The organism is Bibersteinia trehalosi USDA-ARS-USMARC-188, from assembly GCF_000521725.1.
Taxonomy (GTDB): domain Bacteria; phylum Pseudomonadota; class Gammaproteobacteria; order Enterobacterales; family Pasteurellaceae; genus Bibersteinia; species Bibersteinia trehalosi.
The window spans coordinates 1,263,225-1,278,716 of sequence record NZ_CP006954.1; the positions used below are offsets into that span (position 1 = coordinate 1,263,225).

The 15,492-nt window shown below is 41.4% G+C and carries 14 protein-coding genes and 2 tRNA genes; 6 read left to right on the forward strand and 10 right to left on the reverse strand.

Going from position 1 to position 15,492, the window contains the following annotated elements; translation table 11 throughout:
* Nucleotides 1-12: 12 nt before the first annotated feature.
* Nucleotides 13-2,031, reverse strand: coding sequence for an excinuclease ABC subunit UvrB (gene uvrB, locus F542_RS05770; protein ID WP_015432445.1), 2,019 nt, complete (start codon nucleotides 2,029-2,031; stop codon nucleotides 13-15).
* A gap of 124 nt (nucleotides 2,032-2,155) precedes the next feature.
* Nucleotides 2,156-3,505 carry an NADP-specific glutamate dehydrogenase gene (gene gdhA, locus F542_RS05775; RefSeq protein ID WP_015432444.1) on the reverse strand — a complete coding sequence of 450 codons (1,350 nt, stop codon included), beginning with the start codon at nucleotides 3,503-3,505 and terminating at the stop codon, nucleotides 2,156-2,158.
* Between the two features lie 280 nt (nucleotides 3,506-3,785).
* On the opposite strand from gdhA, the gene ubiG reads away from it, so the two are divergent.
* A complete protein-coding gene (gene ubiG / locus F542_RS05780; protein ID WP_015432442.1) occupies nucleotides 3,786-4,508 on the forward strand; it encodes a bifunctional 2-polyprenyl-6-hydroxyphenol methylase/3-demethylubiquinol 3-O-methyltransferase UbiG in 723 nt (240 codons plus the stop codon).
* 1 nt (nucleotide 4,509) lies between these two features.
* Here the strand turns inward: ubiG and F542_RS05785 are convergent, their stop codons facing one another.
* The gene (locus F542_RS05785; protein WP_025267086.1) at nucleotides 4,510-4,740 is read right to left on the reverse strand and encodes a YceK/YidQ family lipoprotein; all 231 of its coding nucleotides are present in this window, start codon (nucleotides 4,738-4,740) and stop codon (nucleotides 4,510-4,512) included.
* A 126-nt stretch (nucleotides 4,741-4,866) separates the two neighbouring features.
* Between F542_RS05785 and leuB the strand changes: the two genes are divergently transcribed.
* Nucleotides 4,867-5,943, forward strand: coding sequence for a 3-isopropylmalate dehydrogenase (leuB, locus tag F542_RS05790; RefSeq protein ID WP_025267087.1), 1,077 nt, complete (start codon nucleotides 4,867-4,869; stop codon nucleotides 5,941-5,943).
* 185 nt (nucleotides 5,944-6,128) lie between these two features.
* Here leuB and F542_RS05795 read toward each other — a convergent pair whose 3' ends face one another.
* Entirely contained in the window at nucleotides 6,129-7,208 is a 1,080-nt protein-coding gene (locus tag F542_RS05795) for a zinc-dependent alcohol dehydrogenase family protein (RefSeq protein ID WP_015432439.1), read from the reverse strand.
* A 359-nt stretch (nucleotides 7,209-7,567) separates the two neighbouring features.
* On the opposite strand from F542_RS05795, the gene F542_RS05800 reads away from it, so the two are divergent.
* The 3 genes from F542_RS05800 to F542_RS05810 are packed head-to-tail and all read left to right on the forward strand — an operon-like array spanning nucleotide 7,568 to nucleotide 11,015.
* Entirely contained in the window at nucleotides 7,568-8,575 is a 1,008-nt protein-coding gene (locus tag F542_RS05800; protein WP_015432438.1) for a TAXI family TRAP transporter solute-binding subunit, read from the forward strand.
* Nucleotides 8,576-8,578: 3 nt separating this feature from the next.
* Entirely contained in the window at nucleotides 8,579-9,085 is a 507-nt protein-coding gene (locus F542_RS05805; RefSeq protein WP_025267088.1) for a DUF1850 domain-containing protein, read from the forward strand.
* On the forward strand, nucleotides 9,051-11,015 hold the full coding sequence (locus tag F542_RS05810) for a TRAP transporter permease (protein ID WP_015432437.1): 1,965 nt from the start codon (nucleotides 9,051-9,053) through the stop codon (nucleotides 11,013-11,015). Before F542_RS05805 ends, F542_RS05810 begins: the two co-directional genes overlap by 35 nt.
* A 66-nt stretch (nucleotides 11,016-11,081) precedes the next feature.
* Here the strand turns inward: F542_RS05810 and F542_RS05815 are convergent, their stop codons facing one another.
* From F542_RS05815 to F542_RS05835, 5 genes are all read right to left on the reverse strand, one after another.
* Complete coding sequence (locus F542_RS05815; RefSeq protein ID WP_015432436.1) at nucleotides 11,082-11,312, reverse strand: sulfurtransferase TusA family protein; 231 nt, start codon at nucleotides 11,310-11,312, stop codon at nucleotides 11,082-11,084.
* Complete coding sequence (locus F542_RS05820; RefSeq protein WP_015432435.1) at nucleotides 11,312-11,824, reverse strand: hemerythrin domain-containing protein; 513 nt, start codon at nucleotides 11,822-11,824, stop codon at nucleotides 11,312-11,314. The genes F542_RS05815 and F542_RS05820 overlap by 1 nt, the downstream gene beginning before the upstream one ends.
* Nucleotides 11,817-12,968: a tRNA guanosine(34) transglycosylase Tgt gene (tgt, locus tag F542_RS05825; protein WP_015432434.1), complete on the reverse strand. Its 1,152-nt coding sequence runs from the start codon at nucleotides 12,966-12,968 to the stop codon at nucleotides 11,817-11,819. Before tgt ends, F542_RS05820 begins: the two co-directional genes overlap by 8 nt.
* A 239-nt stretch (nucleotides 12,969-13,207) precedes the next feature.
* Nucleotides 13,208-13,284 (reverse strand) — tRNA-Arg (locus tag F542_RS05830).
* A gap of 40 nt (nucleotides 13,285-13,324) precedes the next feature.
* A tRNA-Pro gene (locus tag F542_RS05835) sits at nucleotides 13,325-13,401 on the reverse strand.
* A 224-nt stretch (nucleotides 13,402-13,625) separates the two neighbouring features.
* Between F542_RS05835 and folD the strand changes: the two genes are divergently transcribed.
* Complete coding sequence (gene folD, locus F542_RS05840) at nucleotides 13,626-14,477, forward strand: bifunctional methylenetetrahydrofolate dehydrogenase/methenyltetrahydrofolate cyclohydrolase FolD (protein ID WP_015432433.1); 852 nt, start codon at nucleotides 13,626-13,628, stop codon at nucleotides 14,475-14,477.
* 43 nt (nucleotides 14,478-14,520) lie between these two features.
* On the opposite strand, the gene dapA is transcribed toward folD, so the two are convergent.
* Complete coding sequence (gene dapA, locus F542_RS05845) at nucleotides 14,521-15,408, reverse strand: 4-hydroxy-tetrahydrodipicolinate synthase (RefSeq protein ID WP_025267089.1); 888 nt, start codon at nucleotides 15,406-15,408, stop codon at nucleotides 14,521-14,523.
* Nucleotides 15,409-15,492: the final 84 nt, after the last annotated feature.

Sequence of the window (15,492 nt, forward strand, 5' to 3'; positions counted from 1 at the left end):
TCTTTCTCCAACTCATATTTCAAGAAGATGTGCATTTAATATTCTTATATTATCCCTCACCGCAGCCGCTTTTTCAAATTCCAGATCTTTCGCAAAATCACGCATCTGTTGTTCCAGCGTTTTAAGCTCTTTTTCCAATTCTTTGCGGGATTTCGGCTTGTAGTCGCTTGCAGAATTTTCGGCTTTTTTGACCGCTTGTTTGCCCCGTTTTGGCTTGTCGGATTGTCCGATATCGAGCAATTCGCCGACTTTTTTGTTCAATGCTTGCGGGGTGATGCCGTGTTCTTCGTTATATTTCATCTGCTTTTCACGGCGGCGTTCGGTCTCAGTAATCGCTTTTTGCATTGAGTTGGTAATGCGGTCGCCGTATAAAATCGCTTTACCGTTGAGATTTCGAGCGGCACGTCCGATAGTCTGAATTAACGAGCGTTCGGAACGCAAAAAGCCCTCTTTATCGGCATCGAGAATTGCCACGAGCGACACTTCGGGCATATCTAAGCCTTCTCGCAACAAGTTAATGCCAACCAACACGTCAAACATACCCATTCGCAAATCGTGGATAATTTCCACCCGTTCTACCGTGTCAATGTCGCTATGTAGATAGCGAACTCGAACGCCGTGTTCGTCCAAATAATCAGTGAGATCTTCCGCCATTTTTTTGGTAAGCGTGGTCACCAGCACCCGTTCGTCCACCGCCACTCGTTTGTGAATTTCAGATAGCAAATCATCCACCTGCGTGGCAACGGGGCGAACCTCGATAATCGGGTCAAGCAAGCCGGTTGGGCGAACCACTTGATCCACCACATCAGGGTTTTTCTCCAATTCATACGCCCCCGGTGTGGCAGAAACGTAAATCGTCTGCGGTGAAAGGCGTTCAAACTCTTCAAATCTCAACGGACGGTTATCCAGTGCCGATGGCAAGCGGAAACCGTACTGCACCAGCGTCTCTTTTCTGGCTCGGTCGCCTCGATACATTCCGCCAATTTGTGGCACGGTAACGTGGCTTTCATCAATCACCAAAATACCGTCCGCCGGCATATAATCAAACAGGGTCGGTGGGGCTTCACCCTCTTTTCTGCCCGAGAGATAGCGGGAGTAGTTTTCAATGCCCGAACAGTAGCCTAGCTCATTCATCATCTCGATATCAAACTGTGTACGTTGGGCGATCCGCTGCTCTTCCAGCAATTTATTCTCTTTGATGAAATAGGTGCGGCGCTCGGCAAGCTCGACCTTAATTTGCTCGATTGCCTCCAAAATCCGCTCTCGTGGGGTCACATAGTGGGTTTTCGGGTAAATGGTATAGCGTGGCACTTTGCCCAAGCTATGCCCTGTAAGCGGGTCAAATAGCGACAGATTTTCGATTTCATCGTCAAACAGCTCTACCCTTAACGCCACTTCATCGCTCTCCGCTGGGTAAATATCAATCACATCGCCCCGCACTCGGAAAGTCGAACGCTGAAACGCCTGATCGTTGCGGGTGTATTGCAATTCGGCAAGGCGAGAGAGAATTTCACGCTGCCCAATCATCGCCCCCACTTGTAAATGCAACATCATCTGCATATAAGCGTCCACATCACCCAAGCCGTAAATGGCAGAAACGGAGGCAACCACAATCGTATCTCGGCGCTCCAAAAAGGATTTGGTTGCCGAAAGTCGCATCTGCTCGATCTGCTCATTGATAGAGGCATCTTTCTCGATAAAGGTATCGCTTGCCGGCACATAGGCTTCGGGCTGGTAGTAGTCGTAGTAAGAGACGAAATACTCCACCGCATTTTCCGGAAAAAACGCTTTCATCTCGGCATAAAGCTGAGCGGCAAGGGTTTTATTCGGGGCAAGCACCATCGCAGGGCGGTTAAGCTGGGCGATCACATTCGCAATGGTAAAGGTTTTGCCCGAGCCGGTTACGCCAAGTAAGGTTTGATGGGCCAAGCCGTCATTTAAGCCTTCGGTCAGTTTAGCGATGGCAGTCGGCTGATCACCGGAGGGTTTGAAAGGAGAATGGAGAATAAAGGGTTTGCTGTTTTTACTCATTTGTATGCAATCTTAGAAAAATTAGTAAGATTCTAGCATAAGCAAGCGGTGATTTTTTCATAATTTTCTGCAAAAAAAAGCAGGCTTTATAGCCTGCTCTTCATTCACTCACAAGAAATTAGCCTTAGATTACACCCTGCTCTAGCATAGCAGTCGCAACCTTTTTGAATCCTGCAATATTCGCGCCATTCACATAGTTTACATAGCCACCTGCTTCTGAGCCATTTTCAACACAGTTTTGGTGAATATTCGCCATAATATCAAATAAACGTTGATCAACTTCTTCACGCGTCCAAGACAAGCGAATAGCATTTTGGCTCATTTCTAAACCAGAGGTTGCAACACCACCTGCGTTCGATGCTTTACCCGGTGCATAAAGAATTTTCGCATCGGTAAACACTTCAACAGCAGCAAGAGTTGAAGGCATATTTGCCCCTTCTGCAACACAGATACAGCCATTTTTGAGTAGGGTTTTCGCATCTTCCCCGTCTAATTCGTTTTGGGTTGCACAAGGTAATGCCACTTCACACGGTACACCCCACGGTCTTTGATCTGCAAAGTATTGTAATCCTTGCTCTTTTGCGTAAACTGATAAACGCTCACGGCGTTCATTTTTGAGTTCAAATAATGCTTGTAATTGTGCTTCTGTCATACCGCTTGCTGGGAACTGAACGAAACCGTTAGAATCTGAAACAGTCAATACACGACCACCTTTTTGAATTACTTTTTCCGCTGCATATTGTGCGACATTACCAGAACCAGAAATTACTACGCCTTTGCCTTCAATGCTTTGACCTTTAGTATTTAACATTGATTCTGCGAAGTAAACTGTACCATAACCAGTCGCTTCTGGACGAATTAAACTGCCACCCCAAGTTAATGATTTACCCGTTAAAACAGAAGTAAATTCATTGCGTAATTTTTTGTATTGACCGTATAAATAGCCAATTTCACGCCCACCTACGCCAATATCACCTGCTGGCACATCGGTATCTGCACCAATGTGACGATATAACTCGCTCATAAAGGCTTGGCAGAAGCGCATTACTTCAGCATCAGATTTACCTTTTGGATCGAAGTCTGAACCACCTTTACCACCGCCCATCGGCAATGTGGTTAAGGCATTTTTAAATACTTGTTCAAAGGCTAAGAATTTTAAAACACCTAAATCGACAGTTGGATGGAAACGTAAACCACCTTTATAAGGTCCGATTGCCGAGTTCATCTGCACACGATAGCCACGGTTTACTTGCACTTGACCTTGATCATCAACCCAAGTCACACGGAAAGTGATCACACGCTCTGGCTCAACAATACGCTCTAACAAACCATATTTAGTATATTGTGGATTTTTTTCTAAGAATGGAGCAAGGCTACCAAAAACTTCTTCTACGGCTTGGTGAAATGGTGCTTGGTTTGGATCACGTTGTTTGATTTTTTGAAAAAGGGAATTGAGGGCGTGTAAATCGCTCATAGTGTTACTCCTGTATATTTAAAATTTTTGTGAATGTTGTGTTAAATCAAAACGCTGTGCAGTCTAGCAGTGATTTTAAACTTTGCAATAACAATTAGAAAAATTTATCCAATAAATTAAAAAAAGTATGTTTAAATGCTGTTTTTTTGTGCAATTTTGTGAAACAGATCACATTTTATGGTCTTTCAATCCACTTTTTATCCCATTCAGCAGCAAAATCCCGTTTTATTCGGTAAAATAACGCTGCTTATCATTAGAAAAATTTATCTGAAGAAAATTTATGCAACAATCTACTCCAAATATTGATCCTCAAGAGCTGGCTAAATTTGAAAAAATGGCAAAAACTTGGTGGGATCCACAAGGTGATTTCAAGCCCATTCATCTGCTCAACCCGTTGCGTACCGCCTACATTAACGAAAAATCTCAAGGGCTTTTTGGAAAAAGAGTGCTTGATGTTGGTTGCGGTGGCGGTATTTTAAGTGAAGCGATGGCAAAACTGGGCGCAACCGTTACCGGCATTGATATGACTGATAAACCGCTTGAAATCGCACGTTTGCACGCAGAACAAAGTGGGCTAAACATTGATTATCAACAAACGACCATTGAAGATTTTTTGCAAAAACAGACCGCTTGCCATGCTGAAAAATTTGATGTAATCACCTGTATGGAAATGTTGGAACATGTCCCTGAGCCATTGTCGATTATCCAAAGCTGTCAAGCCTTATTAAAACCAAACGGTACGTTATTCTTCTCAACCATTAACCGCACGTTTAAAGCCTATATGCTAGTTGTGATCGGGGCGGAATATGTGCTCAAAATGTTACCCAAAGGCACGCATGAATTTGAAAAATTTATTAAACCGGCTGAATTGCTGAACTGGAGTGATCAGGTTGGATTAAGATGCAGTGAAATGGTGGGTTATCATTTTAATCCGCTTACCGAAAAATTTTGGCTTAACCAAGATGTGAGTTGTAACTATATTGCCGTAATGCAACACGCATAGCCTACTGCGAAAGCGTAACGGGTAGCATTAATGTATCTAAGACAAAACTCAGTGGCAGATCGATAACTGCCACTATACTAAACAAACCACCCTGCTGAATGGCTGAGAAATCACGTCCTACGCCTGCATAAACGCTGTAATCTTGCTCAATCAAGCTAATAATCGTACCGCACCCCGATAATAAACAGGCGCAGCAAGCCAAAAAAATCCATCTACAAGCGGTTTGTTTCATATAAAAATCCTCAAAATCTAGCACATTCTAATCAACGTAATGAATTTCTGCAAAAAAGTCGCCATTTCTGACTAAAAATGTTTTATAGTACGTTTTTCAATGCAAACTCAAATAAAAGGAAATTGTATGCAAAGCTACAACATTGCAGTATTAAGCGGTGACGGAATTGGCCCAGAAATTATGGCTCAAGCGGTTAAAGTACTTGATAAAGTCCAACAAAAATTCGGTTTCACGCTCAATTATAACTATTATGATATCGGCGGGATCGCGATTGATAACCATGGTACAGCATTTCCAGAAAGCACTAAGCTGGGGTGTGAACAAGCTGATGCTATTCTATTTGGTTCCGTAGGCGGACCAAAATGGGAACATCTACCAGCAAATGAACAACCTGAGCGTGGCGCATTATTACCACTTCGTAAGCATTTTGCGCTATTCTGCAACTTGCGCCCAGCCACACTTTATAAAGGCTTGGAACAATTCTGTCCTTTGCGTGCTGATATTGCAGCTAAAGGGTTTGATATGGTAACTGTACGTGAATTGACTGGTGGAATCTATTTTGGTCAGCCTAAAGGTCGTGAAGGTGAAGGGGCGAATGAAAAAGCCTTTGACACTGAGGTATATCATCGCTATGAAATTGAGCGTATTGCTCGTGTCGCGTTCGAAACGGCAATGAAACGTAAAAAACACGTAACCTCGGTAGATAAAGCGAATGTATTAATGAGCTCAATTTTATGGCGTGAAGTCGTTAATGAAATGGCAAAAGAATATCCTGAAGTCAAGCTCGATCATATCTATATTGATAACGCGACGATGCAATTGATTAAACAGCCAGAGTTCTTTGATGTGTTACTCTGTTCTAATATTTTCGGTGATATTATTTCTGATGAATGCGCCATGATTACAGGATCAATGGGAATGCTGCCGTCTGCCAGCTTAAATGAAAAAGGTTTTGGCTTGTATGAACCGGCAGGCGGTTCTGCGCCAGACATTGCAGGCAAAAATATTGCTAACCCTATTGCCCAAATTCTGTCTGCGGCAATGATGTTACGTTATAGTTTTAATCTTGAAGATGCCGCCGTTGCCATTGAAAATGCCGTGAAAAAAGTATTAGCCGAAGGCTACCGCACCGCTGATTTAGCCGATCAATCCACGCCAGTTTCAACCAGCGAAATGGGCGATTTAATTGCTAATAATATCTAAATAGCAAATAAAAAACCCAACAAGCGGTTAAAAAATACGAACTTTTTGCAAACGCCAAAATGCTTCGAAAGCCCCAAAATAAACCCATCTAAATTGGCACATGTGAAAAAGATGGGTTTGTCTGTAAGGTGTGTTGATGCTTAAAATCCTCGACCAAGTCGAGGATTTTTAGAACGATCAAATAGCTAGAAATCAATCATTACTTTCATCGCTTTCTCTTCTGCGGCATGCTTGAATACATTATAAGCTTTTTCCATTTCGCTAAATTTGAAATGATGGCTTGCTAAACGATGCAGAGGCAATTTTCCACACTGACAGGTTTTCAATAACATTCCTGTCGTATTTGCATTCACTAAACCGGTAGTGATATTGAGGTTTTTAATCCAAAGCTTATCAATATTAAATTGTACGGGCTGACCATGAACCCCTACGTTAGCGAGGTGTCCTCCCTCTTTCACTACATTTTGACAAATATCCCATGTCGCGGGATAACCCACGGCCTCAATCGCACAATCTACACCTCGTCCATCAGTTAAAGCCAATATTCTTGCTACTGCATCTTCTTTTTTGGAATTGATCACATGACTTGCACCGAGCTCTTTAGCCAGCCCAAGACGGTTATCATCCATATCTACCATAATAATTTCAGCAGGTGAATAAAATTGTGCGGTAAGTAACGCTGACATGCCTATTGGCCCTGCACCAACAATTGCTACGCTGTCTCCAGGTTTTACGTCGCCATATTGCACACCAATTTCATGGCTTGTCGGTAAAATATCCGAGAGTAACACTGCCACATCTTCATTAATATCATCTGGTAGGTGATAAAGAGAGTTATCCGCAAAAGGTGTGCGAACATATTCTGCATGTGTGCCATCAATCATGTAACCCATAATCCAACCTCCGCCATTACGACAATGCGCATATAGCTGTTTCTGGCAGTTCTCACAGGTGCCACAACGACTAACACAAGAAATAATCACTTTATCCCCTCGTTTAAAGTTTTTTACACCCTCCCCCACTTCCTCTACAACGCCAATTCCTTCATGCCCGAGAATTCGTCCATTCCATGTGCCAGTTTGAGCCAACGCAGTTTGTTCAATTTCAGGATTTTTGCCTTTCCAAATTCCTAAATCCGTACCACAAATAGTTGATTTAGTTAAGCGAATAATTGCATCAGTAGCAGACTGAATAGTCGGAATAGGGCGCTCCTCAAAACGAATGTCATTTTCGCCGTAATAGGTCATTGCTTTCATTGTCGCCATAATTTTCTCCTTAATTAGTGGATAAAAGTAAGATTCCAATGTTATTTGGTGGGATTGAATACTAATAGTACTCATATTCACTATAGATCAGGCAATAGTTAAATTGCAACCATTTTCTAACTTATTTAACATAAAATTAACTAAAAATAATGCTGAATAAGGGATGCACATGAGTGCCCATCAAGTAGAATTCCAGCTAAATCACGATATTTTTACTTTTTCTTGATTAAAGCAACCGTTTGCGGTATTTATACAGAACGATAACGTTATAAACAGATTTTTATGTATTCAAAAATTCTGCAATGAATATTTCAAATTTGTTAAACCTTTTCTCTTCACTATCCTTACTTGGAGTTATTATGAAAATACGACAATTTGTACTCACAACACTAACACTGGGATTATTAACTTTCTCTCTAACAGCATGTGATGATAAAACACAAGCAAACGGAACCAGCACTGGGCAGGGGGCTATAGATGCTATAGATAAAGTACAGAGCAAATTTGTTACAATCGCAACCGGTGGCGCTTCCGGCCCTTACAATATTATCGCAACAACACTTGCCGATATTTATGCGAAACAATTGGCAACCAATTCTAAAACACAAACCACGGGCGCATCAGTTGAAAATCTTAACTTATTGGCTCAAAAAAAAGTTGAGATGGCATTTGTGATGAGTGATGCACTCAGTGATGCTTTAAATGGTGTAGGGAGCTTTCCGACTAAATTAGAAAATATTGAACAAATTGCTGCGCTTTATCCTAACTATGTTCAAATTGTAACCTCTAAGCGTTCTGGCATTAAAACCATTACAGATTTAAAAGGCAAACGTGTTGCAACTGGTGCACAAAATTCAGGTGTTGAAGTCAATGCTCGTAATCTCTTAGCCGGATTTGGTATTAGTTATAATGATATTAAAGTGGATTACTTAGGTTATGCAGAAGCTGCTGATGCGTTGAAATCTGGCAGCCTAGATGCAGCATTCTTAACAAGTGGTCTACCCAACTCATCATTAATGGAATTACAGCAAGGCTTTGATTTGCAAGTCGTCGCTATTCCTGCTGATGGGGTAGAAAAGATTGCCCAAGATAAAGCGTATTTCACCGCATTAACCATTCCTGCACACACTTATGGTAACGAAGCACCTATTCCGACCGCTGCGATTAAAAATGCGTTGGTTGTCCGCAAGGATTTAAGCGAGAATGATGTTTATCTACTCACTAAAACATTCTTTGAGAGTTTGCCACAATTACAAACTGCTCACCAAGCGGCAAAGGATATTAATATTCAAGATGCACAACAAGGTTTGGTTGCCCCATTACATGCGGGTGCCAAAAAATATTTTGATGAAATCAATGCCAAATAAGCTATGTTAAAGAAAAAATTCAGCCGGTATTTTGGGCTATTTAATGCTGTGATTTTACTGGCTGGATTTTTTCCGGTTTCTTATCTTTCTATTTCTAGTGGGGCACTTCATTGCAATATACGTAGTAAATATTTTAGTTTGCGTTGGCGACATTCTGTCGAAAAGCAATTATGGTATGAACACTACCGCCATCAAGCAAACCAATTTGAGCTATTTGAAAGCTGGTTACAAACCTTCGGTGCAGGAACACCCTCATATACAACGGCAATTACCAATGCACCTCAAGGTTATATCGGCTATAAGCATCAAATAAGAGTAAATGAACTGAATTGGGTAGTTTCACCCAATATGGAAGGAACATTTCTGATAGAACACAAAGAAATACCCTTATATCAATATTTACCTGAGTATAGCGTCGTTCATATTCAATCAAAACGTGCCCCATTTTGGTTTTATCTGTTAAGGAGTTCTTGCAATGTCTCAAGCAAAAACGCAAAGTCCGCTAACTGAGCAGGAGATTTTGGAAAAATACGATCGTGAATCGCTCACGCGACAAGCGGGTCATTCTGTCCAAAAATTTGCAATCACTATAATTGCGGTGCTTTATTCACTCTTCCACCTCTATATTACTTTCTACCCAATGCCTACCCTTTTGCAACGCGCTATTCACGTTGGCGTGGGGACGTTATTAATTTTTTTGATTTATCCTGCTTCATCTAAAAGCCGCCAAAGCAATATGGCATGGTTTGATTGGGTATGGATTTTAGGTAGCATAGGGAGCGTAGGATATTTACTGCATCAATACCAAGCATTAATGACGGTACGAGGCGGGATTCCGAATACGCTTGATATTATTTTTGCGATTATCACTACCTTAGTGGTACTTGAAGCAACTCGGCGTGTAACCGGTTGGATCTTAATTTTGTTTGCATTGATTTTTTTGCTTTATCCATTTATTAGCTCCATGGATTTTATGCCGGATAAACTCCTAACTCGCCCTTATGATCTCGGGGATATTTTCGGGCAACTTTATCTAAAAACTGAAGGCATTTTCTCCTCTGCAATTGGTGCTTCCGTCACGTTCATTTTCTTGTTTATTCTCTTCGGGGCATTTCTTGCTAAATCGGGCATGGGGCAGCTATTCAATGATATTGCTCTTGCGCTAGCTGGTGATAAACAAGGAGGCCCAGCTAAAGTTGCTGTGATTTCCAGTGGTTTTATGGGCAGTATTAATGGCGCGGCAGTCGCAAATGTGGTCAGCACAGGGGCGTTTACCATTCCGTTAATGAAGAAAATTGGTTACCACAAAAACTTCGCTGGTGCAGTGGAAGCCAGTGCTTCTGTCGGTGGACAAATCTTACCGCCCATTATGGGCGCAAGTGCATTTATTATGGCGGAAACAACTGGGGTAAGCTATGCAACTATTGCATTAGCGGCTCTACTGCCAGCACTACTCTACTATCTAGGGGTGATCGCTCAAGTGCATTTCCGAGCAGGTAAGCAAAATCTCAAAGGGCTGCCTAAAGAGCAATTGCCAAAATTTAAAGCAATCATGCAAACCCGTGGACACATGCTGTTGCCTATTGTGGCATTAATTTGGTTATTAATTGAGTCTGTCCCTATTGGCTATGCCGCCGCTTATACGATTGGTATTACCGTGCTTGTTAGCCAAATTCGCAAAGAAACCCGTATGGGCATAAAAGAAATTATTGAAGCGTTAGAAGACGGGGCAAAACAATCATTATCTGTGATGGCAGCTTGTGCCGTAGTAGGAATCGTCATTGGCGTGGTCAATCTCACAAGCTTTGGTAGTGTCATTACCTCTTCAATTGTGACCTTAGGTGCAGGTTCATTATTCTTAACGTTGCTCTTAACGATGATCGCATCCATTATTCTTGGCATGGGCTTACCATCGATCCCCGCTTATATCATCACGGCCACCATGGCTGCCCCAGCCTTAGCCACCTTTGGGATCCCAGTATTAGTCGCTCATATGTTTGTATTCTACTTTGGTATTTTTGCCAATATTACTCCACCTGTTGCTCTTGCTTCATTTGCAGGGGCTGGAATTGCACAGGGAGATCCAATGAAAACGGGTTGGCAATCGCTAAAATTAGCACTTGCTGGTTTTATTGTGCCGTTTATGTTTGTTTATAATCCGCATATGCTAATGATTGAAACGGCTAATGTTGCAGTCATGACAAAAACTTTCCCATTACCAAACGCCACGGAGATAGCTGTTGTCATTATATCATCAGTAATTGGTGTATTAGGGCTTTCCGCGGCAGTGGAAGGCTATTTTAAAAATCCAATGGCACTTTGGCAAAGAATTATACTTGCTGCTGGTTCATTAATGCTGATCATTCCTGAATTAATAACTGATTTGGCAGGTATTGCAATTGTGACAGCAATAATTTTGCTAAATTATCGCCAAAAATAACCGCTTGTAAAAGCCGTTTCACGGCCAATAATGGTAATCCAACTTTAAGAAAGTTTATGCTTATCTTTATTGTAAAAAAATAGCAAAAACCAAGCGCTTGTCTGTTTGATTAACTGGCTGTTTTGATTGAAACTCATAACCCAATTCATCACAGAGTAAGCGAATATCCTCCACACTGCTATGCGCTGCAAGTGTGACCCATAAAACATCGCCCTTTGCGAGCGTCGCTAAGGCTTTTTTAATCATTAGCAACGGCAAAGGGCAACGATAGGCAGTTAAATCAAGCTGGTATTCCATTAGATTTTACGGCGTTCTGCCATTATTTTTCCCATTGTTTCCAACTCACTTTCCGCTAAATGCACTCGTCCCAATTCAAACAACGGTTCTTCAATTGAAATATGCAAATCATAGCCAGACACAAACCGCTTGATCAATTCAGGTTCGATATTCTCTAGCTTATCTGCCAGTAAATCCTGTAATTTCTCTCGCAGTTCATACCAGTTTTGGTGTAAAGCCTCGTGCTGGCTTTCCAGCTCATGAATGGCTTGCTGTGTTTCTGGTAACTTCTGAGCTAACGCAGGGAAAAAATCCTTTTCTTCATCATCATGGTGTAACGGTGCAGCTTGATTAAAGTAATTCAAAATCTGCTGTACATCGTTTTTTACCGCCTGATTTACGCCATTCTGAGCAATATAATCAGGCAGTATTAATAACTGACGACAAAACTGTTTAACCCGACTGTGGCAAGCATAAAGCATTTCAATCGGTTCATCCCAAGTGACGAATTTCTGAGGCTCTAAATTAAGCATTGTCTTGCCCTAATTGTAATGGGGGGACTTCTTTACCCATACGTTGGTAAAATTCCACCACAAAATCATCAAAACGATCATCTTCAATTGCCTGACGAATTTCAGCCATTAAGCGTTGATAATAACGCAGATTATGAATGGTGTTTAATCTCGCGCCTAAAATTTCATTACATTTATCTAAGTGATAAAGGTAGGCTTTTGTGTAGTTTTTACAAGTGTAGCAATCACACTCTGGGTCAAGCGGTGTGGTGTCCGTTTTGTATTTGGCATTACGGATTTTTACCACGCCATTAGTCACAAATAAATGACCATTCCGCGCATTACGAGTTGGCATGACACAATCGAACATATCAATTCCACGACGTACACCTTCCACCAAATCTTCAGGCTTACCTACACCCATTAAATAGCGAGGTTTATCTGCAGGGATTTGTGGGCAAACATATTCTAGTATACGGTGCATATCCTCTTTTGGCTCACCTACGGCTAAACCGCCCACCGCATAGCCATCAAAGCCGATTTCAACTAATTTTTCCACCGAGATTTTACGCAACTCTTCGTAAACACCACCTTGGATAATGCCAAATAACGCATTTGGATTTTGCAGTTCATCAAAGCGATCACGACTACGTTTTGCCCAACGTAGTGACATTTCCATAGACTGTTTTGCATAATCAAAAGTGGCAGGATATGGCGTACATTCATCAAAGATCATCACGATATCAGAACCGAGATCGTATTGAATCTCCATTGACTTTTCAGGAGATAAGAAAATTTTCTCCCCGCTGATTGGATTTTGGAAATGAACACCTTCTTCTTTAATTTTACGTAATTTACCCAAACTAAACACTTGGAAACCACCCGAATCGGTTAGAATCGGTCCGTGCCATTGCATAAAATCGTGCAAATCACCATGCATTTTCATCACTTCTTGCCCAGGACGTAACCAAAGGTGGAAAGTATTGCCAAGTAAGATTTGGGCTCCCGTTGCTGCAACTTCCTCAGGGGTCATTCCTTTAACAGTGCCATAAGTCCCAACAGGCATAAAAGCCGGTGTTTCAACGTGAAACTCGCCTTTCGGGCGCGAGAAGGTTAAGCGGCCACGACGCGCGTTACCACTTGTTTTTTTCAGTTCATATTTCATAAATTTCTCGAATAAACAGTTCAAGCTAAAAGGGGAGGTATTCTAACTGTTTTTAGGATAAAAAGTAAGGAAGAATAGAAAGTGTTGATAGGTTTTAAGGCAAAAGTTATACGTTCAAACCACAGAGACTGCATCAGTAAATTTTTGAAAAGAAAAACTCTATTCGGTACATTTTCTTCAATTGTGCCATTTTCAAGCGGATAAGCACACTATTTTAAATATCAACACAGGGAATAAAATGGCACGCCCTAAAGGATTCGAACCTTTGACCCACGCCTTAGAAGGGCGTTGCTCTATCCAGCTGAGCTAAGGGCGCGTAGTATTGGAAATTTACTTAGAGGGGGTTCTAGAAAAAGTGGTCGGCGAGATAGGATTTGAACCTACGACCCACTGGTCCCAAACCAGTTGCGCTACCAAGCTGCGCTACTCGCCGACGTAAAGTGCTGTGCATTATAGGTGATAATTTCTTCTCGTCAATGCTTTTTGGAAAAATTGTGGTTGAATGGTGGTTATTTATGCATATTGCTAATTTTACTTATCAATCAAACATTTTTTTGCGAAAATAAGGCAAAATTAAAATTTTGTCTTATTATATAAGCAAACGTTTGCGCATGTGATATAATAAGCAAATCATAACTTTATGAGGAATTTTTATTTATGACTGCAACGATTATTTCAGGCACCGCTATTGCTAAGCAAATTAAATCTAACATTGCGCAGCAAATTCAATACTATAAAGGGGAAGGAAAACGAGCACCTGGCTTAGCCGTTATTTTAGTAGGCGCAGATCCTGCATCGCAAATTTATGTTGCGAATAAACGTAAAAGTTGTGAAGAAATGGGGATTTTATCAAAATCTTTCGATTTACCTGCTAATACCACTGAAACAGATCTACTGGCGCTAATTTCTCAGCTTAATCAAGATGACACAATAGATGGGATTCTAGTTCAGCTACCTCTTCCTGAACAAATTGACAGTAGTAAAGTTATAGAGGCGATTCGCCCAGATAAAGATGTCGATGGTTTTCATCCTTACAATGTGGGACGCCTCTGCCAGCGTATTCCGACATTGCGCTCTTGTACTCCCTATGGCATCGTAGAATTACTAGCAAGTACTAACGTAAATGTTCGCGGTAAGCATGCAGTAATTGTTGGCGCATCAAATATTGTTGGGCGACCAATGGCAATGGAACTATTAATTTTAGGCTGTACCACTACTATTACACACCGTTTCACTGAAAATCTTGAGCAACATATCCGCCAAGCAGATCTAGTGATTGTTGCGGTAGGTAAGCCACACTTAATCAAAGGCGAATGGATTAAAGAAGGCGCGATCGTGATCGATGTTGGCATTAATCGTGTCGAAGGAAAGATTATTGGTGATGTAGAATTCGAGACGGCCAAACAGAAAGCATCATTCATTACACCTGTCCCAGGTGGAGTTGGCCCGATGACGGTTGCAATGCTAATGAAAAATACCTTACAAGCTTATCAACAGCATACTGCTTAAAAAACAAAACCCCGCGCACCGCGCGGGGTTAGTTTTAGTAAAATTACAGTAAGCCGGCTTGTTTTAGCGCGTCTTCAATTACTGAATGGTATTGTTCAGAAAGTACCGTTAATGGTAGGCGTAAGCTTGGCTCACTAATTAAGCCTATACGGTGTGCTGCCCATTTAACAGGGATTGGATTACCCTCCACAAATAAGTTGTGATGTAAGGCATCTAAGCGTTTATTAATCACTTCAGCTTCATCAAATTTTCCTGCCAGTGTCAATTCACACATTTTTGCCATATCTGCTGCAGCAAGGTTATTGGTAACTGAAATAACCCCTTGCCCCCCCTGTTTCATTGACTCAAATCCTGTTGCATCATCGCCACTTAAGAAAATAAAATCGTCTCCTGCTAGCTCTTTAATTAATGGCAAACGACTTAAATCTCCTGTTGCCTCTTTTACCGCAACAATATTTGGAATTTCAGCTAGACGACCAATGGTTTCAGGTTTTAAATCACACCCTGTACGTCCTGGAACGTTATATAAAATTTGAGGTAAATCAGTACACTCAGCAATGGCTTTATAGTGCTGATATAAACCTTCCTGAGTTGGTTTATTATAGTAAGGTACCACGCTTAAACAGCCAGCTACCCCACTGTCTGCAACTAATTTAGTCATCGTAATGGCTTCGCTAGTCGCATTTGAACCAGTCCCGGCAATAACAGGAATTCGCCCTGCTGCAAATTCCACGGTTTTGCGAATCACTTTCACATTTTCATCAATACTCAATGTGCTACATTCACCTGTTGTACCCACAGAAACAATACCATGGGTGCCTGCTTTAATGTGAAATTCGACTAGGCTTTTTAAGCCATCAAAATCGACTTCTCCATGTCGCATTGGAGTTATAAGGGCAACGATACTACCTGAGAAAAGCGGTTTAGACATAAAATTCACTCCTGTTTATAAGAAAAATTATGTTCGCTAGATTGCAAAAAACTTGAGAAATATGCAAGCAAAATTTTACACTTT